Origin of the sequence: Kitasatospora sp. NPDC001540, from assembly GCF_042894345.1 — a bacterium.
Taxonomy (GTDB): Bacteria; Actinomycetota; Actinomycetes; order Streptomycetales; family Streptomycetaceae; genus Kitasatospora; species Kitasatospora phosalacinea_C.
Window position 1 is genome coordinate 1 of record NZ_JBIAVO010000022.1, and the last position, 25,516, is coordinate 25,516.

The 25,516-nt window shown below is 73.6% G+C and carries 28 protein-coding genes; 11 read left to right on the forward strand and 17 right to left on the reverse strand.

Translation table 11 applies throughout. From position 1 onward, the window contains the following. Window positions 1-142: 142 nt before the first annotated feature. The 3 genes from ACFY00_RS24075 to ACFY00_RS24085 all read right to left on the reverse strand — a co-directional run bounded on the left by ACFY00_RS24075 (window position 143) and on the right by ACFY00_RS24085 (window position 3,184). On the reverse strand, window positions 143-1,780 hold the full coding sequence (locus tag ACFY00_RS24075) for a DUF4331 domain-containing protein (RefSeq protein ID WP_030463384.1): 1,638 nt from the start codon (window positions 1,778-1,780) through the stop codon (window positions 143-145). Between the two features lie 421 nt (window positions 1,781-2,201). Next, window positions 2,202-2,597, reverse strand: a complete 396-nt coding sequence (locus ACFY00_RS24080; protein ID WP_388033602.1) for an STAS domain-containing protein — start codon at window positions 2,595-2,597, stop codon at window positions 2,202-2,204. A 227-nt stretch (window positions 2,598-2,824) separates the two neighbouring features. After that, window positions 2,825-3,184 carry a helix-turn-helix transcriptional regulator gene (locus ACFY00_RS24085; RefSeq protein ID WP_388033603.1) on the reverse strand — a complete coding sequence of 120 codons (360 nt, stop codon included), beginning with the start codon at window positions 3,182-3,184 and terminating at the stop codon, window positions 2,825-2,827. A 169-nt stretch (window positions 3,185-3,353) separates the two neighbouring features. On the opposite strand from ACFY00_RS24085, the gene ACFY00_RS24090 reads away from it, so the two are divergent. Beyond that, the gene (locus ACFY00_RS24090) at window positions 3,354-3,773 is read left to right on the forward strand and encodes an ATP-binding protein (protein WP_388033604.1); all 420 of its coding nucleotides are present in this window, start codon (window positions 3,354-3,356) and stop codon (window positions 3,771-3,773) included. Window positions 3,774-3,865: 92 nt separating this feature from the next. Continuing rightward, window positions 3,866-5,080, forward strand: a complete 1,215-nt coding sequence (locus ACFY00_RS24095; RefSeq protein WP_388033605.1) for a PP2C family protein-serine/threonine phosphatase — start codon at window positions 3,866-3,868, stop codon at window positions 5,078-5,080. A gap of 48 nt (window positions 5,081-5,128) precedes the next feature. On the opposite strand, the gene ACFY00_RS24100 is transcribed toward ACFY00_RS24095, so the two are convergent. Then, entirely contained in the window at window positions 5,129-5,677 is a 549-nt protein-coding gene (locus ACFY00_RS24100) for a DUF5994 family protein (RefSeq protein WP_388033606.1), read from the reverse strand. A gap of 184 nt (window positions 5,678-5,861) precedes the next feature. On the opposite strand from ACFY00_RS24100, the gene ACFY00_RS24105 reads away from it, so the two are divergent. After that, entirely contained in the window at window positions 5,862-6,314 is a 453-nt protein-coding gene (locus tag ACFY00_RS24105) for a CBS domain-containing protein (RefSeq protein WP_388033607.1), read from the forward strand. Between the two features lie 24 nt (window positions 6,315-6,338). Here ACFY00_RS24105 and ACFY00_RS24110 read toward each other — a convergent pair whose 3' ends face one another. Continuing rightward, entirely contained in the window at window positions 6,339-7,238 is a 900-nt protein-coding gene (locus ACFY00_RS24110; protein ID WP_388033608.1) for a DUF5994 family protein, read from the reverse strand. Here ACFY00_RS24110 and ACFY00_RS24115 point away from each other — a divergent pair. Further along, window positions 7,237-7,812: a DUF5994 family protein gene (locus ACFY00_RS24115; protein ID WP_388033609.1), complete on the forward strand. Its 576-nt coding sequence runs from the start codon at window positions 7,237-7,239 to the stop codon at window positions 7,810-7,812. The genes ACFY00_RS24110 and ACFY00_RS24115 overlap by 2 nt on opposite strands. A gap of 208 nt (window positions 7,813-8,020) precedes the next feature. On the opposite strand, the gene ACFY00_RS24120 is transcribed toward ACFY00_RS24115, so the two are convergent. Further along, a complete protein-coding gene (locus ACFY00_RS24120) occupies window positions 8,021-8,176 on the reverse strand; it encodes a DUF6131 family protein (protein ID WP_198545077.1) in 156 nt (51 codons plus the stop codon). Window positions 8,177-8,310: 134 nt separating this feature from the next. Beyond that, window positions 8,311-9,006, reverse strand: a complete 696-nt coding sequence (locus ACFY00_RS24125) for a TetR/AcrR family transcriptional regulator C-terminal domain-containing protein (RefSeq protein WP_388033610.1) — start codon at window positions 9,004-9,006, stop codon at window positions 8,311-8,313. 149 nt (window positions 9,007-9,155) lie between these two features. On the opposite strand from ACFY00_RS24125, the gene ACFY00_RS24130 reads away from it, so the two are divergent. Next, a complete protein-coding gene (locus tag ACFY00_RS24130; protein ID WP_388033611.1) occupies window positions 9,156-9,650 on the forward strand; it encodes a hypothetical protein in 495 nt (164 codons plus the stop codon). A gap of 330 nt (window positions 9,651-9,980) precedes the next feature. On the opposite strand, the gene ACFY00_RS24135 is transcribed toward ACFY00_RS24130, so the two are convergent. Continuing rightward, window positions 9,981-10,541, reverse strand: coding sequence for a TetR/AcrR family transcriptional regulator (locus ACFY00_RS24135; protein WP_388033612.1), 561 nt, complete (start codon window positions 10,539-10,541; stop codon window positions 9,981-9,983). A 109-nt stretch (window positions 10,542-10,650) separates the two neighbouring features. Here ACFY00_RS24135 and ACFY00_RS24140 point away from each other — a divergent pair, with 109 nt between their 5' ends. From ACFY00_RS24140 to ACFY00_RS24155, 4 genes are all read left to right on the forward strand, one after another. Further along, window positions 10,651-11,337 carry an SDR family oxidoreductase gene (locus tag ACFY00_RS24140; RefSeq protein ID WP_388033613.1) on the forward strand — a complete coding sequence of 229 codons (687 nt, stop codon included), beginning with the start codon at window positions 10,651-10,653 and terminating at the stop codon, window positions 11,335-11,337. Window positions 11,338-11,467: 130 nt separating this feature from the next. Then, on the forward strand, window positions 11,468-12,472 hold the full coding sequence (locus tag ACFY00_RS24145) for an NADP-dependent oxidoreductase (RefSeq protein WP_388033614.1): 1,005 nt from the start codon (window positions 11,468-11,470) through the stop codon (window positions 12,470-12,472). A gap of 254 nt (window positions 12,473-12,726) precedes the next feature. Beyond that, entirely contained in the window at window positions 12,727-13,098 is a 372-nt protein-coding gene (locus ACFY00_RS24150) for a PRC-barrel domain-containing protein (protein ID WP_388033615.1), read from the forward strand. A gap of 29 nt (window positions 13,099-13,127) precedes the next feature. Further along, window positions 13,128-13,280: a hypothetical protein gene (locus tag ACFY00_RS24155; protein WP_388033616.1), complete on the forward strand. Its 153-nt coding sequence runs from the start codon at window positions 13,128-13,130 to the stop codon at window positions 13,278-13,280. A gap of 111 nt (window positions 13,281-13,391) precedes the next feature. Here ACFY00_RS24155 and ACFY00_RS24160 read toward each other — a convergent pair whose 3' ends face one another. Genes ACFY00_RS24160 through tcmP form a run of 3 tightly spaced genes read right to left on the reverse strand, consistent with a single transcriptional unit; the run spans window position 13,392 to window position 14,769 of the window. Next, window positions 13,392-13,784 (reverse strand): type II toxin-antitoxin system VapC family toxin, encoded by a 393-nt coding sequence (locus ACFY00_RS24160; RefSeq protein WP_388033617.1) that lies wholly within the window; start codon window positions 13,782-13,784, stop codon window positions 13,392-13,394. Continuing rightward, window positions 13,784-14,446 (reverse strand): hypothetical protein, encoded by a 663-nt coding sequence (locus tag ACFY00_RS24165; protein WP_388033618.1) that lies wholly within the window; start codon window positions 14,444-14,446, stop codon window positions 13,784-13,786. The genes ACFY00_RS24160 and ACFY00_RS24165 overlap by 1 nt, the downstream gene beginning before the upstream one ends. Further along, window positions 14,443-14,769 carry a three-Cys-motif partner protein TcmP gene (gene tcmP / locus ACFY00_RS24170; RefSeq protein WP_388033619.1) on the reverse strand — a complete coding sequence of 109 codons (327 nt, stop codon included), beginning with the start codon at window positions 14,767-14,769 and terminating at the stop codon, window positions 14,443-14,445. Before tcmP ends, ACFY00_RS24165 begins: the two co-directional genes overlap by 4 nt. A gap of 83 nt (window positions 14,770-14,852) precedes the next feature. On the opposite strand from tcmP, the gene ACFY00_RS24175 reads away from it, so the two are divergent. Beyond that, a complete protein-coding gene (locus ACFY00_RS24175) occupies window positions 14,853-15,866 on the forward strand; it encodes an amidohydrolase family protein (protein WP_388033620.1) in 1,014 nt (337 codons plus the stop codon). Here ACFY00_RS24175 and ACFY00_RS24180 read toward each other — a convergent pair. Beyond that, entirely contained in the window at window positions 15,835-16,530 is a 696-nt protein-coding gene (locus ACFY00_RS24180) for a TetR/AcrR family transcriptional regulator (protein WP_388033621.1), read from the reverse strand. The genes ACFY00_RS24175 and ACFY00_RS24180 overlap by 32 nt on opposite strands. A 105-nt stretch (window positions 16,531-16,635) precedes the next feature. Between ACFY00_RS24180 and ACFY00_RS24185 the strand changes: the two genes are divergently transcribed. Continuing rightward, window positions 16,636-18,009 carry a serine hydrolase domain-containing protein gene (locus ACFY00_RS24185; RefSeq protein ID WP_388033622.1) on the forward strand — a complete coding sequence of 458 codons (1,374 nt, stop codon included), beginning with the start codon at window positions 16,636-16,638 and terminating at the stop codon, window positions 18,007-18,009. A gap of 475 nt (window positions 18,010-18,484) precedes the next feature. On the opposite strand, the gene ACFY00_RS24190 is transcribed toward ACFY00_RS24185, so the two are convergent. The 5 genes from ACFY00_RS24190 to ACFY00_RS24210 form a co-directional block, all read right to left on the reverse strand. Further along, window positions 18,485-18,772: a tyrosine-type recombinase/integrase gene (locus ACFY00_RS24190; protein WP_388033623.1), complete on the reverse strand. Its 288-nt coding sequence runs from the start codon at window positions 18,770-18,772 to the stop codon at window positions 18,485-18,487. Next, window positions 18,756-19,739 (reverse strand): tyrosine recombinase XerC, encoded by a 984-nt coding sequence (xerC, locus tag ACFY00_RS24195; RefSeq protein ID WP_388033624.1) that lies wholly within the window; start codon window positions 19,737-19,739, stop codon window positions 18,756-18,758. Before xerC ends, ACFY00_RS24190 begins: the two co-directional genes overlap by 17 nt. A gap of 800 nt (window positions 19,740-20,539) precedes the next feature. Continuing rightward, entirely contained in the window at window positions 20,540-21,445 is a 906-nt protein-coding gene (locus tag ACFY00_RS24200) for an ROK family protein (RefSeq protein WP_388033718.1), read from the reverse strand. A gap of 284 nt (window positions 21,446-21,729) precedes the next feature. Then, window positions 21,730-22,593 (reverse strand): ketose-bisphosphate aldolase, encoded by an 864-nt coding sequence (locus tag ACFY00_RS24205; protein ID WP_388033625.1) that lies wholly within the window; start codon window positions 22,591-22,593, stop codon window positions 21,730-21,732. 142 nt (window positions 22,594-22,735) lie between these two features. Next, the gene (locus ACFY00_RS24210; protein WP_388033626.1) at window positions 22,736-25,213 is read right to left on the reverse strand and encodes an RICIN domain-containing protein; all 2,478 of its coding nucleotides are present in this window, start codon (window positions 25,211-25,213) and stop codon (window positions 22,736-22,738) included. Window positions 25,214-25,516: the final 303 nt, after the last annotated feature.

Sequence of the window (25,516 nt, forward strand, 5' to 3'; positions counted from 1 at the left end):
GCCCGCGCCGCCCCGCCCCGGGGCGGGGGGGGGGGCGCCCGCCCCGGCCCCCCCCCCCCCCCCCGGGGGCCCCCGCCCGGGGCGCGCCCGCGGCCCGGCCGGCCGCTCGCGGGGAGCGGCCGGCCGGCCCGTTCGGGCAGTTTCACGAGCGGGCGGAGCGGCGGCGCAGCGCCATGACGCCCGCCGCCGACAGCAGCGTGCCTCCGGCCATCGCGGCCGCGCCGGCGATCGGGAAGCCACCGAGGGCGAGGCCGCCGAAGCCCGCCTCGACGGAGCCGCCGGGGTTGTCGGAGACGGCCTGGTTGACGGCGGCGGTGTTGGGCAGTGCCACGTAGGGGAAGTGGTGGCCGAAGGCGTGGTCGTTGGCGTTCACGCCGTCACCGGCGGCCAGGGCCGGAACGAGGGTGCCGGTCTGGGCGGCGCCCTCGGCGGCCTGCAGGGTGATGTCGACGACGTCGTCGGCCAGGCGACGGCCGTTCGGGAAGCCCGCGAGGTCGCCCGCGAGCACGCCGAGCCGGTTCGGCGCCGCCGCAGGGGCGACACCCATGTTCAGGCGCAGCTCCTCGGAGGGCACGAAGGCGTCCTTCTTGACGTCCTTGTTGAGCAGCTGCGAGTTCAGGTCCGCCTGCACGGGGCCGCACGCCTTGCAGACGCCGGTCAGGAAGATCTCGACGAGGTCGTTGCGCGGCGCTGCCGGGGCGGGGATGCCGTAGATGCTCTGGACGAGCTTGGGCACGATCGGGTCCTTGACCTTGTCGACCACGGGGGTGACGGTGTGGTCCTTGTCCGGGGTCAGGGCGTTGAAGGCGTCCTTGTACTTGATCGGGACGACGACCTCGTTGACGAGCGGGTTGCCGAGCCGGGAGACCTGCCGCCAGTCGCCCTCGGCCTTGCCCTCGCCGCCCTTGTCGCCGCCGGGCTTGCCCTCGCCACCCTTGTCGGTGACGACGGCGCCCTTGCGGTCGGTGGTCGACCACACGCCGATCACCGGGTTGCGCTCCGCGTCGCCCTTCAGGGCCAGGGCCGTCTTCGGCACCTGGAGGGCGATGGTGTTGACGTTGTAGCCGGTCAGGGTGTCGTGGCCGGACTCCTTGAGGTTCCCGCCGTAGAGCAGGTCGAAGACCCGCAGGTCGAGGAAGAACGGGTCGTCGGCCTGCCCGGCGAAGCTCTGCCCGCCCTCGGGGAGTTCGGTGACGGCCTGCTTGCGCAGCGAGCCGTAGTCGGGCATCGACGCCTTGCCGACGTTCGACGGCGCGACGGGCGCGTCCTTCAGCAGGACCTTGCACTTCCCGTCCGGGCCGGTGACCGTGAGGGTGTAGGTCTGGCGGAAGTTCAGCGTCGGGTCGTCCAGGGACTTCACCACGCCGGTGTTGTAGAGGAACTGGTTGGCGTCGTCGCGGTAGTGGTTGGCGAAGGTCCAGGTGTAGGTGGTGTCGGGCTTGCCGTCGCCGTCACTGTCGATCTTGATGTTGTAGCGGGCGTCGTCGGCGAACGGGTAGAAGTTCGGGCCGCCGTTGGGCTCCTCGAACGGGATCCAGTTCGCCACCAGGGTCACGGTGTCGGGCTTGTCCGGGCTGACGAACGCGTACACGTCCGTGTTGTCGGCCCGCGGGTCGCCCGCGATCAGCGGAGCCTCCCGGTGACTGGAGGCGTGGCCCACGCCGGGGGCGAGGCCGGCGAGGGCGCCGGCGGCGGCGAGGGCCAGCACCCCGAGGCCCGCCATGGGCTTCTCGGAACGGCGGGCGAGGGACGACAGCTTCAGGGACGGCGGACGCTGCATGGCCTGTCTTTCGTGAGAGAGGAGCCGGATCACACCGCGCGGCCCGATCGGGCACAGCGCGCCAAGCCGCCGGTTCCGGTGGTCGACGGCACGGGGGCGGACCTGAGCACGCATCAACTACTCACAGGTGTAAGCCCGAGATAAGACGAACACAGCTCCCGCCCACCCGCCCCCTCGGCTACGCCCACGGGGAAGGCGACTCCACCCGTGCGGTCCAGTGGGAACAGTCCGTCCGATGTCCGGAACAGGCGTCGGCCCGTGGAAGCGGCGCCGTTCCCGGCCGGGGCGGTCGGGGTTTGCCGGGGCGGCATGTGGACATGCGCGGGGCGGTGCCGGATCTGGTTGAGCAGACAGCCCGCGCCGGGGCCGCTGGTCGGTACCGGGTGTCCTGTCCGGTACCGACCGGCGGGCGGGGGGTTCTTCAGGTGTCCGTCCCGGGGGTGCGGGTCAGGGCGTCGCGGAGGGTGGGGAGGGTGGGCAGGACAGTGTCCATCTCGGTGATCTCCAGCACCCTGCGGGCCGGCGCGGAGGGCTGGGCGAGCAGCAGGGCGGCGTGGGTGCGGCGGGCGGCGCGGTGGGCCTTGAACAGCAGGTGGAGGGTGGCGGTGTCGCAGAACCGCACGGCGGACAGGTCGACCACCAGGCGTCGCGGGCGGCGGGCGAGCGCGCGGGCCAGGGCGTGCTCCAGTTCGGGCACCCGGTCGTGGTCGAGGTCCCCGGCGGGGCGGAGCACCACCGTCGCGCCGGGCAGGTCGGTCATGGTGATCCGCAGGCCGGGCTCGTGACGGTGGCTGCGGGTGCGGGGGTGGGCGGGCACGGGGGCGGCCTCCGTTCGGGTCCGCGCGGCAGGGGGCTGGGCTGGCGGTCGGGCGGTCGGCCGAACCGGCCGCGGTGGGGGCGCGGTGGCAGCCGCCGCGGGTGAAGCGGTCCGGCGTGGTGGCGCTCAGGTCGCGCGGTTGGGCCGGCTCGGCGTGCGCGGCGGTGGTAAGCGCCTGCCGGGTGGAGCTGTCGGCGGCGGGGGCGGGGGCTGGCACGTCGATCGGCTCAGGGGTGTTCGCGGTGTTCATGGTCACCACCGGGAAGGGGGGCGTCGGTACCGGTCGCGGAGTCGAGGTCGGCGAACAGGGCGAGCAGTCCGGCGATCTCGTGGCGGGATTCTGCCGGGTGGCGGAAGAAGGTGTGCCGGGCCACCCGGTAGTGGTTGCGGCGCCCGTTGCGGGTGCGGGTGAGGTAGCCGGTGTCCTCCAGGTCGGTGAGGATGCCCTGCACCGCCCGCTCGGTCACCTCGCACGCCCTCGCCACGTCGCGGACCCGGACCTGCGGGTCGCGCGAGACCATCAGCAGGACCCGCGCGTGCTGGGTCAGGAACGTCCAGCCCGTGCGCGGTCCGGGTGCGTCCGCCACACCACAAGTATGAACCCGGATTCCGGTTTCCCCGGTCCGGTTTCCCCGGGGCAGGGGCCTGGCAGCGCTCCGCGCCCGGCGGCCGCGGTCACGGGCCCTTCCCCGAGGTGTGGTGGACGGCGGCCCGGGCATCCGCGGGGCACCACACGATCCGTCCGCGGGGCGGCCCATGCGAAACGATCCGGAACCGCAACCGCCGCGCCGTCGCCTGTCGTTCCCCGCCCGTACCGAGGCACCGGTCGGGCCCGCCCTGGACTTCACCCGCCGGGCCCTGGTCGCGTGGCACCTGTGGGAGCCGTCGCCCGGTCGGCCCCACCTGGCAGACGACACCCTCCTCGTGGTCGGCGAGTTGCTGTCCAACGCCTGCGACCACGGCGGCGGACCGCGCTACCTCGAACTCGAACGCCGTCCCGGTGCCGTCCGCGTCACGGTCGGCGACCGCAACCGCGTCCTGCCCCGGCGCCGCCCCACCGGGCCGGGGGCGTCCCACGGCTTCGGCACCGTCGTCCTCGACCGGCTCACCACGCGATGGGGGGCGGTGGCGGGGCAGGGTGGGAAGTCCGTGTGGGCGGAGCTGGCGGCCGGGTAGCCGCCACCGTGGCCGGGGGCGGGCCCGGCCGGTCTCGGGCGTAATGGAAGGGACAGCGGACGCGGGGGGCCGGGGCGGATCAGGAGGCAGGCATGGCGGTGATCAGCGGCGGCGAACGGCGGCGCGGCGGGGGAGCGGAGCGGCCCGCGGGGTCCGGGGAGCACCTGCTGGAGGTGCTGCTCGACCGGGCCCGGGAGCTCGCGCCGGCGCTGATCGCCCCGCTGGTCGCCGAGGCGGTGGCCGGGCTGGGCGGCCGGGAGCCGGCGCTGCTGCTGCAGGACTACGGCCAGTCGGTGCTGGTCCCGCTGTCCGGCGAGGGCCTGGCCGGGGGCCCGCCGCTGCCGATCGTCGGTTCTGCTGCCGGTGAGGCGTTCCTGCGGGGCACTGCGGTGGAGGTGCCGCAGGACGGCGGGGTGCGGGTGTACCTGCCGCTGCTGGACGGCGGGGACGAGGCGGGGGTGCTGGCCTTCACCCTGGACGCGGTCGGCGACGGCGACCGGCTGCCGCTGCGGCGGCTGTCGGCCCTGGTGGCGGACCTGCTGATCACCAGGAGCGGCTACACCGACCTGGTCTTCCGGGCCCGGCGGCTGGAGCCGATGAGCGTGGCCGCCGAGATTCAGTGGTCGCTGCTGCCGCCGCTGTCGATGTCCGTGCCCCGGGTCGCGGTGGCGGGCATCCTGGAGCCCGCCTACCAGGTGGCGGGCGACAGCTTCGACTACGCGCTCGACGACGACGTGCTGCACGTCGCCACCCTGGACGCGATGGGCCACGGCCTGGACGCGGCCACCATGGCGACGGTGGCCGTCGGCGCGTACCGGCACGCCCGCCGCGCGGGCGTCGGACTCGCCGGGATCTATGCCTTCATGGACCGGGCCGTTGCCGGGCAGTTCGGCCCCGACCACTTCGTCACGGCGCAGATGATGCGGCTCGACACCGCCACCGGCCACCTCCAGTGGGTCAACGCCGGTCACCCGAAACCGCTGCTGATCCGCGACGGCGCGGTCGTCGGACGGCTGGAGAGCGCCACCACGCTGCCGGTCGGGTTCGGCGGCGAGCAGCCGGTGGTCAGCGAGCGGGAGCTCCGGCACGGGGACCGCGTGCTGTGCTTCACCGACGGCCTGGTCGAGGAACGGGGCGCGGGCGGCGAGCAGTTCGGCGAGGAGCAGCTGATCGACTGGGTCGACCGCATCGAGCGCACCGGCTCCGGCGTGCGGGCCACGGTGCGCGCCCTCTCGCACGCGCTGAAGGCCCGCCGGGGCGGGCAAACCAGCGACGACGCCACGCTGTTCCTGATCGAGTGGCGCTGAGCGGCCCGACCGCTTCTCCCGGTGCCGCCGGTCCGGCGGCAATTCGCCTCAGTCGATCAGGAGTTCGGCCGCCGGGGTGTGGTTGCCCGTCGCGGAGGCCCCGGTCATCGCGGCCGCGGCGGTCGCGGGCGGGGTGTCCGGAGGCACCACCAGGAGCAGGAAGTGGTCCTGGAAGCCCCGGGTGACGCTGATCGTGGCGTCGCTGCCGTCGAACCGGTTGATCCTGACCATCACGCCGTCGACCACGACGGACCGCGGCACGCCGTCCCAGGCCAAGGTGTCCAGGCCGACCCGGACGATCCGGCCCAGGTGGGCGCCCAACGCGGTCACCAGGTCCGGGAGTTCGGCGAGGAGGTGGGTGCTGCGGGGCCACCAGGCGCCGTCGAAGACGCCCTCCCGGGAGAGGGTCGGCTCCATGGTGAGGCGCGGCAGCAGGGGGGAGCCGGGCACCGACCACGGGCCGGGGGAGGAAGGAATGGGGAGGGGGATCGGCATCACGGCTGGCCGCCCGTCCGGTCCGTTGCGGGACCACTCATGACCCAGGGCGACGTCGGCGCGGGTGCCGGTGTGCGGGATGTCCTCGGTTGTGCTCCCCACGCTACTCCGCGCCCCGTCCGGCCGGGCCGCGGTCGGCGCCCCGCGACTCCCGCTCCGGACGGGAGTAGCCTCGGAGGCGTCCAGGGCATCCCGCATCCCGGTAGCCGTTCCGGCCTCGTTCTGGGTGAACGAAAGCCCGGCAGCCGCACGCGCGCGGGCCGCCGGAGAGGAAGCGGTGAGCCCCGTGACCGCCACCGAACGCCCCGACCTCCCGCTGCGGCACCGCCGCGGCCTCACCGTCGCCGACGCGATGGAGCCGTGGACGCACCAGATCGCCGACGACAGCACCGTCGACCGCGCGAACGACGTCCTGGGCGGCTCCGGCGCCGGGTACCTGCTGGTCCGCGACCACGACGGCCGCTGCGAGGGCGTCGTCACCCGGACCGGGCTGCGCTCCGCCCCGGCCCGCCCCCGGCACACCGAGCACACCGGTCGGAGCACGGTCGGCGCCACCGCCCACCAACGCGGCCCGTTCGCCTGGCCGACCCTGGGGCTGGCCCTCGCCGCCGTGGCCATGCGGGTCAGGCGCCTGACCGTCTGGCCCGTGGTCGACGAGGACGGCTACCCCCTCGGCGTGCTCACCGCGGACCGGACCGCGCTCCTGCTCGCCGCGCCGGGTGAAGGGGCGGAGGGGTGAGCCCGGCGTTGCAGCCCGGTCCCCTCACCGTGAGGCGGAGCTGACGCACCGTCCGGCTACCGTTGCGCCGTCCAGTAGGCGGCGCGCTGCCGTCGCGGAGCAGCCCGCCGACCGGCCCCGCGGGTGCCGTCGAAGCGCGCGGTCGCCGCCGCCCCGTCGGGGCGCGGCCGTGGCCCCTCCCGGCGGGCCGGTTCCCGTGCGAGCACGTCGCTCGCGGCCCGGGTGTTGCGCGGGTCGGACGCCTCCGCCATGAACCGGTCGGCGTCGACCGGGTCCGTCTGCGGGGGGCAGCAGGTCCAGCCGCCGACCGTACGAGCAGAGCATGACCATGTGCTTGTCCTGCTCGGTGGTGTACCAGCCCGCGTGGACGACGTGGCCGGCCACCGGGACCCGGCGGGGGACCACCGGCCACTGCGCGGGATTCACGGTGATCCGGGTGACCCGCCCCCACCGCGCGTCCAAGGCGGCTGCCAGCGCTGGAAGTTCGCGCAGGAGGCCGTTCGACCGGGGCCACCAGGCACCGTCCAGCCGGCCCGGCTTCCGCCGGTCGGGGGCGAGCAGGAGCCGCAGGGGGCGGCCGGGAACGGCGGGTGCGGCGCGATCGGGGATCGCCTTCATGGTCGGAGACCCGCCTCCGGGCCCGGCTGCACCGGATCCGGGATCAGTCGTTCGCCGGAGACGGGGCCGGTGTCCGGTGCCGGTCCGCGCAGTGCCCTCGGTGCCGACCAGCCTACTCCGGGCCCGCCCCGGCAGTACGCCCCTCCCAGCCGGGAGGAGGAGGGCGGGTCGGGGGAGGGCGGAGAGTAGGCTGGACGTCACCGAAGGCACTTCGCATGCCGGCACCGGATACTGGCGTCGTCTCCGGCGAACGGCGATGCCGGGTCCGAGCCTTCGGGCCGGTCCCGGAGACAGGTCCTCAGTCATGACCACGACGTTCGATCCTGCCGCGGCGGCGCCCGCCGCCCTGGAATCCGTCCCGCGACTCTCCCTGGCCCCCGGCGGTGTCCGGCCCGGCCGCCTGGACGGAGCCTGGTGGCCCCGCTCGCGCGACCTCCTCCTCGAACTCCCCTCCCTGGCCGCCGAACTCGACGCGCGGTGGGGCCGGGTCACCCGGATCACCGTCAACCCCGCGCAGTGGCCCGTCGTCCCCCGGCGCGTCCCGGTCACCGGGCACACCGTCCACGTGGGCTGGTACACCACCGAGCAGGACGAGCACATGATCATGGTGTGCTCGTACGCCCCGCGCAGACTGGACCTGCTGGTCGTCCCGCCGGGGACGGACAGCGCCGACGCCGCCCGGCTGATGGCCGAGGCCGCCGACCCGGCGAACACCAGGACCGCGAGCGAACTGCTCACCGCGGGCGGCGGCGGGGCGCGCCCCGGGCCCGGTTCCGGGTTCCTGCCGTCGTCCGTCGCACCTCCCGGCGGCGCCGGTGCGGCCGACCGGCGGGCGGACACCGCCCGGAGCCGGGCCGCCTCCTGGCCCGCGTCGGTGTAGACGGCCGACGGGCGCCGCGCCGCGGGCCGCGCGGGCGCGGCGGGTCGGTCCGGTTCCGGTCCGGGGCCGCCGAACCGCTCCGGTCTCCTCCGGGAGGCCGGAGCGGCGGGCGTGTCCGCGCGGCGCGGGGGCGGGTCGTTCGAGTGGAGACGGGGTGCCCGGCCCCGGTGGGCCGGGCACCCCGTCGGTGCGGGAGGGGTGCCGCGCGTCACCAGTAGTGGCGGCGTCCGGCGACCTCGTGGCCGAGCGCGCCCGCGACCACCAGGCCGAGGCCGACGACGGCGAGGATGATGCCGATGGTCCACAGGACCGGGATGCCGGCCAGGAAGCCGATGGCGAGGAGGATGACTCCGAGGATGATCATGGTGACCTTCGTTCCTGTTCCCCCCGGGTGGTGCGGTGCTCCGCGGTGCGGAGTCGGTGCTGCTCCTTTCGGTGGTGCGCCCGTCGTGGCGGCCGGCGGCCGGCGCGCGGGCCGGGGCCGGTCCTCGCGGCGGGTCAGGGTCCTCCGGGGGTGAGGCCGGAGAGGAGGATGTCGAGGCCGCGTTCGAGTTCGGCGGCCCCGTCGTAGGAGGCGAGTTCGGCCGCGAGGCCGCGCAGGAGGGGGAACTCGCGGAGCGGGAGGCGGTACAGGCCCAGGCGGAGCAGGTCGTCGGTCTCGTCGGGGTTGTCGACGAGTTCCTGCAGTTCGTTCAGGACGTGGCCGTGCAGGAGCCCGGTCAGCGAGCGGTAGGCGTGCAGGGCGGCGGCGCCCGTGAAACCCGCCCCGGTCAGGAGAGCCAGGACGTCCTCGAGGGGGCGCAGGGTGCCGGCGGGGCGCAGGGCGAGGGGGGTGGCCAGGGGGCGGGTCACCAGGAGGGGGACGGCGTTGGGGTGGTCGAGCGCCAGTTGCCGGTAGCCGCGGGCGAAGGCGCGCAGCTGGCCGGCCCAGTCGGGGTCGCCGGGATCGACGCTCAGCCGGCGCAGGAGCGTGTCGGCGACGCCGTCGAGGAGGGCCGCCTTGTTGGGGGCGTGGCGGTACAGGCTCATCGGGTCGTGGCCCAGGGCGCGGGCCAGGCGCCGCATCGACAGCTTCTCGACGCCGTCGCGGTCGACGATCTCCAGCGCGCAGGCCAGCATGCGCTCCAGGTCGAGCCGCTCCGCGAACGGCGCTCCGGCGTCCCGGTCGGACGCGCGGGTCGGGGTGACTGCCATCTCTGGGCCTCCTCGTCGTGCCCGGGTCGTGCCGGATCGTGCCGGGCGTGAGCACCGGTGACACAAAGTTCGTAGTTATACGGTGTAGACACCAGTGTAGTCCCGGCGTTGACTGTAGGCATACGACGTAGACCCGTTGGGAGCACGTCATGATCATCCTCCTCGGACTCCTCCTCCTGGTCGCCGCGGCCGCCGTCGCCGTGGCGGGGATCCTCGGCAACACCGGCAGCGCGCACGAACTCAACGGCGCCTTCTCGGTGTTCGGCCACCACATGACCGGCTCCACCGGGATGCTCTTCCTCTGGGGCATCGTGGTCGGAGCCGTCGCCGTGCTCGGCCTCGCCCTCCTGCTGGCCGGCCTCCGCCGCCGCCGCGCGACCGCCCGGCGCGGACGGCGGCATCCCCGCCACGAGGCGGCGGACGCCCGCGCCCACGACCGCGCCCCCGTCGAACGGCGCGACGACGCCCGCACCGGCACGGCGACGGCCGACGGGTACCGCGACGACTTCGCCCGGCAGCGCGAGACCCCGGACAGGACTCCCGACCACGCCCGGGAGCAGACCGCGGGCACCCGGACCGGCCCGATGCCGCAGGACCCCGGACCCGCGGCCGACGACGGGGACCGCGGGTCGCGGCTGCTGTGACCGCTCCCGACGGCCGTGCGGACGGCACGGGCGCAGCTGCCGCGCCGCCTGCGGACGGTGTTTCGGGAGCGGCCCGGCCGCCCGGGTGATGCGGGCGCCGGAGTGGCTCCGGGCCGCGTGCGGCAGGACGCGGGTGCGCTGTCCGACCCCGGCGTCCGGTCCTTCTGCCGCGCGCCGTGCTCTCCGCCTGCCCCCGCCCGCAGGCGGTCGGGGTCGCCGGGCGGGCCGGGTGAGGGGCGGTGCTGCCTGTGAGGGGCCGGCGGCGGCCGGCCGGCGGCACGTGCCCTTCCCGGGAGGGGCCGCCCTGTGCCGCGTTTCCGGTCAGTCCGGTCAGTCGGTGGCCGTCAGCGCCTCGCGTGCGGTGGTGAGGATCTTCTCGGAGAGCGGGGAGCCCTTGGTGGCACGCGACAGGACGAGTGCGCCGACCATGGTGCAGAGCCGGGTGATGCCGTCCTGGTCGTCGGTGGCGAGCCGGTCGGCGAATTCGCCCACCCCCCGGGTGTAGACGCGGCGCGCCTCGCCGTCCGCGTCGTCGCGGGCCATGTCGCCGGCGAGCGCGGCGGCGGGGCACCCGTCGGCGGCGCCGTCGCGGTGCTCGGTGGAGAGGTAGGCGTCGATCAGTGCCCGCTGGGCGGCGTCGCGCCGTCCGGGGTACCGGTCGAGCCCGGCCTCGTGGTGGCGGGCGAGTGCGGCGAAGGCGTGGGCGGTGGCTTCGTCGACGAGGGCCTCCTTGGAGGCGAACTGCTTGTAGAAGCCGCCGTGGGTGAGGCCGGAGGCCTTCATGAGGTCGGCGACGCTGACGTGGGTGCCCTGTTCCCGGAAGAGCCGGGAGGCGGTCTCCACGACCCGTCGGCGGTTCTCCTGCGCTTGTGCCTGCGATACGCGGCCCATCGGTCACCCTCCCGTTTGGATGTCGAGTGGAATCTATTCTAGGCTGCAGTTTAGATGTCAGACGACATCTATCGCGGCGGCCAGCTGCCGCCCCACCTCAGGAGTGCTCATGGAACTGAAGGACGCGGTCGCGGTGGTCACCGGCGCCAACCGGGGGCTCGGCCGTCACCTGGCCGCCCAGCTCGTGCAGCACGGGGCCAAGGTGTACGCGGCGGCCCGCCGCCCCGAGACGGTCGACCTGCCGGGCGTCGTCCCGCTGCGGCTGGACCTGACGGACCCGGAGTCGATCCGGGCCGCGGCCCGCACCGCCGCGGACGCGACGCTGCTGGTCAACAACGCGGGCGTCTCCACCGGGACCCGGCTGATCACGGGGGAGATCGACGCGGTGCGCCTGGAGACGGAGGTGAACTTCTTCGGCCCGCTCGCCGTGACCCGGGCCTTCGCCCCGGTCATCGAGTCCAACGGCGGCGGCGCCGTGCTCAACGTCCTGTCGGTCCTGTCCTGGCTGCACCCCGCCGACCTCGGCGCCTACGCCGCGGCGAAGGCGGCGGCCTGGGCGCTGACCAACGCGGCCCGGGAGGAACTGGCCCCCCGCGGCATCACCGTGACGGCGCTGCACGTCGGCTACATGGACACCGACATGGCCGCCGACGTCCCCGCCGACCGCAAGGCGGACCCCGCCGAGGTCGCCGCCCAGGCCCTGGCCGCCGTGGCGGCCGGCCTGCCCGAGGTCCTCGCCGACGAGACCACCCGGTACGTCAAGCAGGGCCTGGCCACGTCGCCGAACGCGGCGTGAGGGGCCCCGCGCCGCATCGGCGCGGGGCGCCGTGAACCAGCGGTGACCGGCGGAGAGCGGCCCGTACCGGGCGCGCCGGAAAACGAGCGGGGACCCCGTCCGCAGGCGGGCGGGGCAGGAAGACGGAGAGATGAAGACCTACCTGATCGAGAAGTACGGCGACCGGTCGGCGGTGCGCGCCGCCGAGAGGCCCGATCCGCGGCCTGGCCCCGAGGACGTCCTGGTCGAGATCCACGCGGCGAGCGTCAACCCGCTGGACTTCAAGATCCGCGACGGCGCCTTCAAGAGGATCCTGCCGTACCGCCTTCCACTCGTCCTGGGCAACGACCTGGCCGGAGTGGTGGTCCGGGTCGGCTCCGCCGTCACCCGCTTCGCGGTGGGTGACGAGGTCTACGCCCGGCCCGACAAGGACCGCATCGGCACCTTCGCCGAACTCATCGCCGTCCACCAGGACGACCTGGCCCCCAAACCCGCCGCCCTCACCATGGCGCAGGCCGCCTCCCTCCCCCTGGTCGCCCTCACCGCCTGGCAGGCGCTGGTCGAGAGGGCGCAGGTCCGCCCCGGCCAGAAGGTCCTGGTCCACGGCGGCTCCGGCGGAGTGGGCACTATCGCCCTCCAACTGGCCAGGCACCTGGGCGCCCACGTGGCCACCACCGCGAGCGCGGCCAACGCCGACCTGGTCGGGGAACTCGGCGCGGACGTGGTCGTCGACCACCGCACCCAGGACTTCGAACAGCTGCTGGACGGCTACGACGTCGTCCTGGACACCCTCGGCGGCCAGACCCTGGAGAAGTCGCTGCGGGTCCTCAAACCGGGCGGGAAGGCCATCAGCATCGCCGGGCCGCCCGACGCGGACTTCGCCCGCGAACTCGGCGCGAACCCGTTCCTGCGGCAGGCGATGAACGCACTGAGCTTCACGACCCGGCGCCGCGCCGAGCGGCACGGCGTCACCTACTCCTTCCTCTTCATGAAGGCCGACGGTGACCAGCTGCGCGAGATCACCCGGCTCGTCGACGCCGGGAAGATCCGCCCCGTCGTGGACCGCGTCTTCCCCTTCGACCGGACCCGCGACGCCATGGAGTACGCCGAGGAGGGCCGCGCCAAGGCCGGAAAGGTCGTCGTCGCGATGAAGTGAGGCCCGTCGGCCGGTCCCCGTCTCCGGCTGACCGGCCGCTCCCGGCGGCGCAGGAACCGTCCGGACGACGCTTCCACGTCGCCGCGGACCGCGGCCCGGTCGGCGCGAACGGCGGTTGGCGGGTGCGGGAGGAGCCAGCCGGAGACCGCGGGTGCTGGTGTCCGGGCGCCGACGGGGGCACGCTGGATGGGGAGGGCCTTTCGGCGGGCCGGCCATCCGGGTCGTCCTGCGGGCGCTCCCCACGAGGTGAGCCGGTGCAGGGAGCGATGGTGATCGAGGCGGCAGCCATCCGCGCGTGGCGCACGCATGACGTCGTGGACGCGGACGGTCACAAGGTCGGCACTCTGGAAGCGATCCACGCGGACACCGGCACGCACGAACCGGCGATGGCCGCCGTCCGGATCGGCCCGCCCACCCGCCACCGCCCGGTCCTCGTCCCCCTGGACGGCTTCGGCGTCGGACCCGGACACGTCGAGGTCGTCCACGAGAAGCCGCCGGTCAAGGACCGCCCTCCCGTCGGCGCCGGCGACGCCCTGCCCGCCGAGGACGAGGAAGCGGTCTTCCGGCACCACCGTCCGGCCTACCGGTCGGGCACCGCGGGTGAGCGGCAGCTCGCCCGCCGCTGAACAACCCCGCCCCGCAAAGGAGGCGTGCGATGGTCCTCTTCCTCCTGGTCCTCGTCGTCGCAGTCGTGCTCGGCGTCGTCGGCGCCGTCGTCGACGGCATGCTCTTCTTGCTCGCCATCGCCGTCCTGCTGCTCATCGCCGACGTGGTCTACTTCGCGGTTCGCTCGGCAGTGAACCGCTGACCCGTCTCCTCGACGGGATCGAAGCACTTCGGACCGTCTCGGAGGTCGAGTGGCGGTTCGCGGGGACCGGGGCCCGAACACCGAGGTCTGAACGCGGTGCCGGAAGGGCGGTCAGACCTTGACGACCTCGATGGTGGGTCCGCAGAGGAGTGTCAGGTCTTCGGGGTCGGAGGTGAGGAGGGTGACCGGGGCGGGGGCGGTGCGGGCGACGGCCGCGAGGACGGCGTCGATGGCGTACTTGTGGCCGTGCAGGTGGTGGGTGCGCAGGAGGGCGGCGGCCTTGTCGGCGATGTCGGCGGTGACGTCGTGGACGTCGATGCGGGAGAGGACCCACGTGATCCGGGCGCGGTGGATGCGCTCGTAGTCGGCTTCGAGTGTGGTCATGGCGGTGGTGGCGACGCGCACGCCTTCTTCGGCGGCGGCCTGGACCAGGGCCATGACGGTTCGGTCCTTGAGGTAGAGCTTGGAGAGGCCCTCGCTGTCGAGGAGGAGGGTGCCGGGCATCAGGCGGCGGCCCCGCCGGCCTGGCGGTGGTCGTGGCGCAGCAGGGCCCGGGCCGCTTCGATCTCGGCGCGGGTGAGCTCGTCGTTGTCGGTCTCGAAGTCGGCGACGATCTCACGGAGCTTGTCCATGGCGACGCGCTGCTCGAGAGCCTCGGCGACGTAGGCGGAGAACCCGCCGGGGCCGACATGGGCGCGGACGGTCTCGGCGAGGTTCTCGGGCAGGCTGATCGAATACTTCTTGCTACCGCTCATGGTCTCGATGCTACCTCTGGTGGCAGGCGATTGGCCGGGGATCGCCCGCATCCGCCAGAGAGACGGCTGCTGGGCCCGTGCGGGTCGGAAGAGGCCCTCTCGGCGGACCGCTGTGATGGCGCTGGCACCGATGATCCGCCCTGGTGAAGCGTCGATCTCCTGGCCGTCGCGCATGCGCTTGAGCAGCGGGATGACCTGCGTGGGCCGGCAGACGGTCTCCGGGAGGGCATACGTCTTGAGCTGGTCCACGGTGCGGCCGGCAGGGGCGGAGGCGAGGTGATCGAGGAGGATGCGGCGCAGCGGGCCGGTGTCGGGCTCGAATTCGAGGTCGAGGGCCTGCTGGTCGGGGTCCTTGGGACCGCGGTAGCGGACGCCGGAGGTTCTGACGACCACCCACATGGCGTCCTTCATCTTCTCGACCCCCGCTCGTGTCGGGTGCCAAAGATGAGGTGGAGCAGGTGGCCGGCTTCGTCGATCATCTCGAAAGCCAACGTGTGCTGGAATCCGGCGCTCTTGAGCGTCGCGCGGTACTGGTCGCGGAGGTATGCGGCCTTGGCGCTGGACGGTTGCCGGAAGACGTCGTGCCAGCCGGAGCCGCCGAAGAAGGCATCGCCAGCAGCGTGGTGGTGCTCGTTCTTCTCGGCGAAGCGGTCAAGGAAGGAGGGCTGGAAGGTGACCATCACCTCGTTGCTGTGGTGGGCACCGGCGATCCGCCGCAGGAGGTCGAACGGCATCTCCGGGCCCCGAAGCCGTCGAGGAGGACGAACACCGGTCGGCGCATGCTGTCCGTGCGGGTCAGTCCCTCCAGGAGGACGGGATGGCAACTGCCCTGGCCGATCCGAACATCCAGGCGTCCCGACCGCAACTGCCGGGAACGCGCCGCGGCTGCGATGCGCTGCTCCAACTCCGCCTTGCGCCGAGGGTCTTCTGCCACCAGCACCACCCGTACCCGGCCCGGTCTGTCCCGGAGGGCGCTGGCGAGCACGTGGTAGGCGACGACAGGCGAGCCCTGCTCGCCACCCCGGTAGACGCCCGGGCCGGCGAACACCCCCTGCTCGCCAACAACCACGGCACCTACCCAGGGGCCGACGGCCAGGACGTCCTGTGGCAGGCGCTCGACGACCGCAGCGCGGTGGCCTTCGTCCACCCCGCCGAACTACCCGCCCAACCGGTCAGCGGCATCCCGGCCTTCGCCGCCGACTTCCTGCTCGACACCACCAGGGCCGCCTACCTCCTGGTCCGCAACGGCATCCTGCGCCGCTACCCGAACATCCGCTTCATCCTCAGCCACGCTGGCGGCTTCCTCCCCTACGCCTCCCACCGGATGGCCGTCACCCTCGCCAACGACACCGCGCGCAGCCCGCTCGGCGTCCTCGACGACTTCCGCTCCTTCTACTTCGACACCGCCCTGTCCTCCAGCCCGGCCGCCCTGCCCACCCTCCTCGCCTTCGCCCGCCCCGGACACGTCCTGTTCGGCAGCGGCTGGCCCTTCGCCCCCACCCCCGCCGGGCAGTACTTCGCCAACGGCCTCGACACGGGCGTCGACCCCGGCACACTCACGGCCGTCAACCGCACCAACGCCCAAGCACTCTTCCCCCGGCTGGCGACCACCCGCCCGGTCCCGCCACCCACCCCGCCGGCTGTCTCCGAACTCGCGGGAGTGCGCCACCACGTACAGGGGTGTGTGCACCGCTCAGGCGCGTCGGCGTCACGTTCTCTCCCGCCTGGCCCTGCTCCGGTGCTGACGGGAAAGTGGCGGAGGGACAGCGGGCGGGATGGGCGGATGTTGTTAGGGGCGGTCACTCGCGCCGGCCGGTGCGTTCGCCGGTGAGCCGTGCCTCGAAGCCGTCGAGGAGGGACTGGAGGCCGAACGCGAAGGTGTTATCCGGCGCCGCGGCGTACTCCGTGGCGGCCGGGGTGCCGAGGCGTGCTCGCAGGCGGGGGAACTGCGCGGCGGTCTCGGTGGCGCGTGTCATCGCGTCGACCATGAGCCGTTCGGCGTCCGTGCCGTTCCGGCTCAGCCGGCGGTTCAGCGAGACCTGCGCGGCGGGGCCGAGCGCGCTACCGAGTACGAAGGTGAGAACGGTGGCGGCCGCCCGGTCGGCGTCGTCGGCGGTGAAGCCCGCCTCTTCGTAGATGGTGAGGCTGAGGTCGTTGTGCAGGGCTTGGCCGGGTCCGTGCAGGAGGTGGTTGCCGAATGCCTGGACGAGCCAGGGGTGGCGGGTGAGCATGGCGTGCATGCCGGTGGCGTGCGCGGTGGCGGCCGTGCGCCAGTCGGTGGTGGCGAGGCCGGGCGCCTCGACCTCGTGCCAGATCGCATCGCTGGCGAGTCGGACCAGGTCGTCCTTGGTCTTGATGTGCCAGTAGACGGCCGTGGCGGCCGAGCCGAGCCGTTTCGCCAGGCTCCGCATGTTCAGGCCGTCCAGTCCCTCCTCGTCGAGCAGCTCGATGGCCGCGTGAACGATCCGGTCGGCGGTCAGTGTGTCCCGAGGCATGGCCACCACCTTACTTGTACTTAGTTCATTCCGAGTCTTGCACTTTGTTCAAGTGGCTGTCTATGCTGCTCTTGCACTTAGTTCAAACATGTGGAGGGGGAAGCAGTGCTGCAGGACAAGCTGTCGGAGTTCGTCAAGGCGCAGGCCGCCGAGTTCGGCGTTCCCGGTGCGGCGGTCGGAGTGCTCTCGGGCGGCCGGGAGATCTACGCCTCCCACGGCGTGACGAGCCTGGGCAACCCGATGCCTGTCGACGAGAAGACCCTGTTCCCCCTGGCATCGGTGTCCAAGACCTTCACCGCAACCGCGCTGATGCGTCTCGTCGCCGAGGGGAAGGTGGACCTCCACGCGCCGGTACGGCGCTACGTGCCCGAGCTGGAGCTCGCCGACGAGCGGGCCGCGGCGCAGATCACCGTCCTGAACCTGCTCAACCACACCTCGGGCCTGGACTGGAACCTGATCGACGACGGTGAGGGCGACCGCTCCCTGGCCGGGCTCGTGGCGAAACTGCCCCGGCTGCCGCTGATCGCACCGCCCGGAACCCGCGCCTCCTACAGCCAGGCCGGGTACAACCTGGCCGGCCGGATCATCGAGAAGGTCACGAACCTGCCCTTCGAGCAGGCCATGGCCTCGCTCGTCCTGGAACCGGTGGGCCTCACGGACACCGTGTACGGCCTGTCCGAGGTGATGGTCCGCAAGTTCGCCGTGGGCCACAACCGCGGCGACGACGGCGAACTGCGCCCCGCCCGGCCTTGGGCGGCGTTCAAGGAAGGAGCCCGTGCCGACAACCCCGGCGGCGGCCTCGCCTCCACGGCGAGCGATCTGCTGCGCTGGGCCCGGTTCCACCTCGGCGACGGCCAGGGCGTACTGCCCGCCGCGGAACTGCACCGCATGCGGGAGCAGACGGTCGAACTGCGCGCCAGCACGCTCGGCGAGGGCTTCGGCATCTGCTGGTTCCTGCACGACCTCGACGGCCTGCGCGGGATCGGCCACGGCGGCTCCGGCAACGGCCAGTTCGCCGAGCTGCTCATCGTTCCCGAGCGCGACTTCGCGGTGGTCTGCCTGGCCAACGTCGGCCCGGACGGCTACCTCTTCAACCAGTCCGTCGTGCGGTGGGCGCTCGAGCACTGTCTCGGCGTCGTCGAGAAGACGGTGGAACCGCTCCCGTACGACGAGGCGCAGGCCCAGCAGGTCGTCGGCCGCTACGAGATCGACGCCATGAACCTCGACATCGCCACCGACGGCACCCGCCTCACCCTGGCGGTCGGGATCAAGCCGGAGATCCGTGGGGCGTCGGACGAGGAGATGCCACCGGACCACCCGGCCGCGGACATCGGCTTCCTGCCCGGCGGCGACGAGTACGTCGTCACCGAAGGCGGCCTCAAGGGGCAGCGCGGCTACTTCTCCCGCGACGCCGACGGCACGGTCACAGGCGTCGACCTCGCCGGCCGCCTCTTCCACCGGATCACGCCAGCGTCCTGATCCAGCGCAGGCAGGGGCGGTGCCAAGCAGCCACCCCCGCCGGCACCCCGAGCCGACAACGGTCGGTTCACGAACGCGACCCCTCTCCGCCGCCATGCCGGTGCACTCCCATCCGTACGGAGTGGTGCACACCCGCCTGTACACCGACACCGGTCCCGCTGTGCATCCGCCGAGCAGCCCAACACGCCCCAGCGCGCCTGGCGTTCAAGCTCGTCCAGCCCGGCACGGACTGATCAGGCTTCCGTCCATGCCTCCAGCCCACGCCCCGGGCGGGAGTCCCTTCCACGGCAGGTCGGCAAGACACGAGACCGGTCGTCGCGACCTGGAACACGGCTGCGGAGGGGCGACGGGGGCCTGAACCGGGCAATGCGAGGCCCCGCAGCGGGACCGGCTTCGGAGCCTTCCGGCACCTGGACTCGGTGCTCCGAGCCGGTCCTTCCGAACCGCAGTAGCGGGCGGCCAGCTGCCTGTTGCGTCAAGCCGCTGATTGCACAGGCGAAGCGTGGCGTTCCTGTTGGCTTTGGTTGCTGTCGGCGCGATCGAGTGCGCTGCTGAGTGCGGTGACGGCTTGGTCGGCGGAGTCCTTGAGGAGGTGGCCGTAGAGGTTGATGGTGACGGCGAGGGTGGTGTGTCGGAGGGTCTTGGAGATGACGGCGATGGGGACGTTCTCGGCGATCATGATGCTGGCGGCGGTGTGGCGCAGGTCGTGCAGGCCGATGGCGGGTAGGTCGAGTTCGGCGGTGCGTTTACGCAGCTGGTTCAACAGCCATTGCGGGCGCAGGGGCTGCCTGGCCGTCGGGGCGGGGGAAGACGAGTCCTTCGAGCCGGCCTTGTGGGTGGGCGCTCATCTGGATCGCGGCTTGGCGGTGGAGGGCCGTCATGCTCCTGGGGGAGAGGCTGATCCAGGCGCGGCTGGCCTCGGTCTTGGGCTCACCGAAGCGGATCTCGGCGTTGTTGATGGCGGCGAGGGTCCAGCGGACGTAGAGCTTGCGGTCCATGAGGTGGACGTCGGACCAGTGCAGGGCGAGGATCTCGCCGCGGCGCATGCCGGTGCCGAGCATGACCTCGAACAGGTCGGTGAGCTGGTCGGCGTAGTGCTCCTTGTTGTGCCGCAGGAACGCGGCCGCCTCGTCCGGGGTCCAGCAGGTGCGTTCGGCGGCGCGGGGCTTGGGCGGGACGGCGTACTTGGCGGGGTTGTAGCGCAGCCGCCATGATCGGACGGCCGCGTTCAGCGCGTTGCGCAGTGTTGCCATCACCCGGTACACGGTCACGCGCCCGCGGCCGGCTTCCTGCTGGGCGCGGATCCAGTCCTCGATGTGCTGGGGGCGCAGATCCGGCAGCCGGTGTCGGCCGAACGCTGGGATGAGGTCGCGCTGCACGCAGTCCGCGTACCCGGCGTAGGTGTTCGGCGCCAGCTCGATCTTCCGCGCCGCGAGCCACTCCCGCAGGAAGCTGGCCACCGTGGTGCGCCGGTTCTCGTAGACCCCGCGCAGCTCGCCGTCCAGGACCGCGGCCATCTCCCGCGCCGCTTCGGCGCGGGAGGAGAACCCGCCCCGCCGACGGGTGCGGCGCCGTCCCTCGTCAGGGGCGAGGTCGACGCAGTACGTCCAGGTTCCGTGCTTCACGTCCGCGGCCAACTGCGGACACCACGACCCCAACTGCTTCCCGCTGCTGCCGTCCTTGCAGCCGCACCGCCGATACACCCTGCCTCGCTGGGGACGCTGTCCCATGAACCCCTCCTCGCACTCGGTGCTCTCTGCCACCAAGGTTCGCCGCTCTGTTCGGCGTGTCGGCAGGGCGTACAGGACCGGGCGTGGAGCACGCGGCGGCCGGTCGGCGGCGACACGCGCCACACGACACGCTGAACGGGAGATCACGGCACGTAGCCGATGGGTAGGCGTCCCTGATCCGCGCCGTGCAGGCCGTGCGACAGGTGAACCCGCAGGCCGAGGTCTCGGCCGACATCTCGGCACCTAGCGGGTGGCTGGCGAAGGGCTGTTACTCCGCGTGTCCGAGCCCTGGGCTGGGCCTTGGGACCATTTTGGGACTGGGGGTCAAGGGGTCGCAGGTTCAAATCCTGTCGTCCCGACTGTGAAGTCGGTTGTGGAAGACGGTACTTGGGAAATCAGGTGCCGGCTCTTTCCGTTGCCGCCTCAGGTGGTGGTTGCACGGTGGCCGCCGGGCCGTACGAGCCGGTCCTCGGTGGGGGCGTTGGCGCGTGGGCGGCCGTGGCGGTTCCGAGGGCGGCGAGCAGGCCGCGCCGGTCAGCAGGGGCGCAGAGGGTGGGGGTGATGCCCCCGCTGCCGGGGCGGGCGCCGAGGTGGGGAAGGGAGCGCATCGGTCGACGCCTGCTCGGGAGTGGTCGAGGGTGGGTGCCGCAGGCCGCGCCGCTGGCGGGCGGGCCCGCGGGACGCTGAGCTGTGCCGTGGGTCGGGCGGGTCGTCACGCACTGCTGGGTGGAGCACCGTTCGGGGTCCGTCGGCCTGCCGGGTCCGGCCGGTGGCCGTCGGGGCGGCAGGCTGGCGCGACGTCAGGATCCCGATGAGAAGCAGCTCCGGGTGGCATGCGCGTCCGCGGCCTCCCAGGCGTGCAGCCCGGCGCCGAGGCAGCCCGCGCGGTCGCCCAACGCGGCCGCGACCAGGCGGGGCCGTCGGTGGAAGGTCAGCTTCTCGGCGAGCCGCGTCCGCACCGGGTCGAGCAGGAGACCGCCGGACTCCGCGAGTCCTCCGCCGAGGACGACGACTTCGGGGGCGAGCAGGGTGACGGCGGTGGCGAGCGCGGTGGCGAGCCCTTCGACGGCGCGGGCCCAGACGGCCCGGGCGGCCCCGTCGCCCCCGGTCAGCCGCGCGGCGACCTCGGCGGCGCCCACGACGGGCCGCCCGGACAGCGCGGTGTAGGCCGCGGCGATCTCCGCCGCGGACGCCACGGTCTCCAGGCAGCCGACGCCTCCGCAGGGGCACGGCGGGCCGTCGGGTTCCACGACGAGATGGCCCAGCTCGCCCGCGTAGCCGCCGGCCGTCAGCAGTCGGCCGTCGCTGACCGCGGCCGCCGAGACCCCGGTGCCGATCGCCACGAACAGCGCGTCCCTGCTCCCCCGGGCGGCGCCCAGCCGGACTTCGGCCAGGGCCCCGGCCCGTACGTCGTGGCCGAGCGTGACCGGCAGGCCGGTGCGCTCTTCGAGGACCGCGGCGAGGGGCAGGTCGCGCCAGCCGATGTTGGCCGAGTGGACGGCGAGGGAGCGCTCGGCGTCGACGATGCCCGGGACGACCACTCCGGCCCGGCGGACGGTGAGCTCCGACCGCGCCGCCTCGCGGGCGAGGGAGCCCAGGGCCGCCTCGACGGCGTCGACGACGGCTCCCGGCCCGTGCGCGCGGGGGGTGGGCCGCCGTTCGGTGGCCAGGAGCCCCGACCCGCGGTCGATCAGGGCTCCCTTCATGCTGGTCCCGCCGACGTCCAGGGCGATCACGCACTCGCCGGGCGGCGGGTCGTCAGACGTCCGGCTCCTCCCGGGCGCCGGGGCGGCGGAGCCGGTGCGGGGCTGGGCCTGCTGCCCGGGCGCGGTCGGTCGGCAGGCGCGTTCGACGGTCGTCACGGCGGGTGGGGTGTCGGGCACGGGCGGCTTCCTGGGTGGTGGGCGACGGCGGTGGGCCGCTCCGGGACGGTGCCGGTGCGGTGCGGGGCGGCGGAGCGGGGCCTGTCGGGAGGCTGCCCGGCGGCGGGTCACCGGAGGGGCGCGGCGGCCACCGTCCCGAGGAGCCGGACGACGCTGTCGGTGACGGCCCGGCGGCCCGCCGTCAGGTACCGGCGGGGGTCGACGGCCCTCGGGTCGGTGTCGAGGTCGGCCCGGATCGCACCGGTCATCGCGATGCTCAGGGCCGTTCCGATGTTGACCTTCCTGATGCCGCCCCGGACGGCCCGCTGCAGGTCCTCGTCGGCGACGCCGGACGATCCGTGCAGGACCAGCGGGAGCGGGAGGCGTTCGTGCAGCGCGGCGAGCAGGTCGTGGTCGATCACGGCGTCGCGCGAGGTCATCGCGTGCGAGCTGCCGATCGCCACGGCCAGGGCGTCCACCCCGGTCTCCTCGACGTACCGCACGGCCTCGCCGGGTTCGGTGCGGGCCCCCGGGGCGTGGGCGTCCAGCGGGCCCCGGCCGTCCTTGCCGCCGACCTCGCCGAGTTCGGCCTCCAGCCACAGGCCGTGGGCGTGCGCCCACCGGGCGGCCCGCCGGGTCGCGGCGACGTTCTCCGCGTAGGGGAGGTGCGCGGCGTCGAACATCACGGAGCCGAACCCGCAGTCGGCGGCCTCCCGCAGCAGCGCTTCGTCCTTGACGTGGTCGAGGTGCAGGGCCACCGGCACCTCGCTGCTGCGGGCGGCGCTCACCGCGGCGGCGGCGAGCGGGCGCAGCCGGCCCGCGCGGAACTTCACGGCGTTCTCGCTGACTTGGAGGACGACCGGCTCGCCCACCGCCTCGGCGGCGGCGATCACGGCTTCGACCTGTTCCAGGGTGACGACGTTGAACGCGGCGACGGCGCCGCGGTGGGTGACGGCCTCGGCGACGAGTCCGCCCGTGGTGGTCAGGGGCATGGCGGTTCTTCCCTCCGAGGGGGGATGGGCGGGCGGGCCGGGCGGGGAGGACCCGGACCGGGGAGAGGCGGAAGGGGGCCCCGCGGGAGGGTGCCCGCGGGGCCCCGTCGGTCGGGGCGGGCCCGTCCTCGTGGGCGGAGGGTCAGCTGAGGGTCCAGCGCTGGAGGGCGGAGCCGGTGTCGCTCTGCTGGGTGACGGGCGCGCCGTCGGAGGTGGAGGCGGTGGTCAGCGAGAGTCCGCTGCTCTTGGAGGTGATGGCGTAGCCGCCGGTCGCGGCGGTGACCACCCAGCGCTGGTTGGTGCCGCCGGTGCAGGTCCACTGGATGATCTGCGCGCCGGCGGAGCCGGAGCCGCCGCTGACGTCCATGCAGAGGTGGGAGAGGCCGTTGACGATCTGGTAGCTGCCGTCGGGCTGTTGGGTGAAGGTCCAGTTCTGGTTGCTGCCGCCGTTGGGGCTCCAGGTGATGAGCTGGGTGCCCGCGGTCGTGGAGCTGTTCGGGTCGTCGAGGGCCTTCCCCCCGGTGGTCAGGGTGTGGGCGCCGTTGAGCTGCGGGGTGATGCTCCAGGTGAAGGTGGTCGTGCCGGTGGCGGTGCCGGAGGAGGCGGTGACCGTGACGGTGGACGGTCCGGCCGCGGTCGGGGTGCCGGAGACGAGGCCGGTGGAGCTGATCGACAGCCCGGCGGGCAGGCCGGTCGCGGTGAAGGTGAGGGCCTTGCCGGCGGTGTCGGTGGCGGTCAGCTGGAGCGAGAGCGCCGTGTTGAGGGTGCTCGACTGGTTGCCGGGGTTCACGACGGTGACGGTCTCCGCCGCCGCCCCGGTCGCGGTCAGCGTCAGGGTCTGCTCGCTCGCGGTGCGGGAGCCGCCGACGGCGTTGCCGGTGGTGTCGGTCCAGCTGCGGGTGGGGGTGGTCTCGGCGGGGCGTCCGGGGTCCGCGGAGAGGCCGAGCACCAGGCCGCTGTAGCGGTTGACCAGGCGGACGGTGCCGGTGGGGGTGTTGTCGGCGGACTTCCCGGGCACGACCCACCACTGCTGTCCGACGGTGGGGCCGCCCGCCCCGGCGGCGGTGACGGTGGGCCGGGCGCCCCAGGCGCGGCCTCCGGTGGACGCGGAGTCCACGCCGAGCAGTCGGCCGGTGGAGGAGTTGGTGATCCGGTAGGAGCCGTCGCCGTTGCCGGTGAAGGTCCACGACTCCAGGGCGGAGCCGGTGGCGGCGCCCACCGAGGTGGTGGCGGAGGAGCCGGCGACCTGGGCCAGGACGCGGCCGCCCCCGCTGCCGATCCGGTAGGCCCTGCTCTCGTCGACCGGTGCGGGGGCGGTGGCGGAGGCGCCGATGGTGACGTCGACGTACGCGCCGGAGGCGCCGTTGGCGCACCCGAAGGAGCAGTAGGAGCGGAAGCTCCTGCCGACGATCGTGCTGCTCGTCCGGTTGGCGCCGTCGAGGAACCAGCGGTACCAGGAGGCGGTGCGGTAGCTCCCGGTGTCGCCGAGCAGGAACCACTTCTGGGTGGAGAGGTCGTCGGTGGCGTAGAACTGCTGGGGCGCCGATCCGCTCTGGTCGACGGCCTGGGGCTGGCCGACGTAGAGCTTCAGGTAGGCGTCGTAGGTGATGTCCATGACGAACAGCGGCGAGGTCGGGGGCATCGTGCCGGCTGCGATCTGCTGGGCGGCGGTGCCGGTGTTGGCCGGGTCGTACTCGCCGGACGCGGGGGTGTAGCCGGTGGTGCTGCCGGAGCCGACCGGGACGATGTTGCTCTCCCGGCCGCCGACGCCGGGCTGGCTCCAGGTGCCGTCGTACCACTTCTGCCAGGAGCCGGGGGCCATCTTGGCGGAGATCGGGGCGCGGGCCGCGTGCTCGTAGAACGCCTTCCAGCCGCCGCTCTTGTCGACGATCCGCGAGCCGTAGAAGACGTAGAAGTACCCCGAGGCGGTGTCGACGTACAGCCGCTGGTCGCCGTCGCCGTAGGAGAAGGTCTGGTGCGGGAAGGCCGTGGTGTCGCCCCTGGTGGTGCTGTAGGGGGAGGTGATCACGTGGCTCTTGACGTCCCAGGTCCGGCCCTGGTCCTTGGAGACGGTGTAGTCGATGGCGTCGTAGTGCAGGCCGTCGCTGCCGAAGGGCTGGGGGGTGAACTCGTTGTGCACCAGGCCGTACCAGTCGCCGGTGTCCGGGTCGACCCACACCCCCGCGAGGTCGCAGTAGTTCTTCTGGGCGTAGCCGGAGCCGCTCGGCGCGTAGGTGGCCTCGCGGCCGGTGGGGCTGTTGTTGCAGCGCCAGGTGGTGTCGTTGTTCCTGTCGTTGCCGTTCGCGGGGTTGACGGCGTTGCTGATCGCGCTCGACCTGGTCGCGGTGTCGAAGTCGGTGCCGGTGTAGAAGTCCCAGTACCGGCGCTCGGTGGCGCCGTACAGGGCGGCTGACTGCTGGAAGTAGAAGGTGCCGTCCTTGTCGACGTACGGGGACGCCTGGGTGTCGGTCGGGTAGGGGTACGTGACCGGGGCCCCGACGGCGACGGTGTACGTGGCGGCGGGCGGGGCCGCCGAGGCCGGGGGCGTGACGGCGCCGGACAGCGTCAGGGCGGCGGCCGCGAGCACGGCCGCCAGGGCTCGGCGCGGGGGAGAGGACACGGGCACTCCTTGAGGGTGGGGGACTTCACGGTGGGAGCCGGCTCCGGTCCGACGGGCCCGCGTTCCTGCCGTCCGTGGCCCAGGGGGACGGACCGGGTCCGCCGGTGCGGGGGCACCGGGCCGATCGGGGGGCTTCCGGGCGCCGTCGGTGCGGATCCCGTCCTACGCGGCCGCCCCGGGGCGGTCCGTGTCGAGGCCGGAGCGTGCCGTTCCTGCGAGCACCTGCAGGAGACGGCGTGTTCGAAGTTGCTCTCTTGTGCGCCATTTCGAGCAACTTGAAGCAAACCGTGGCAGCAGTCCGCG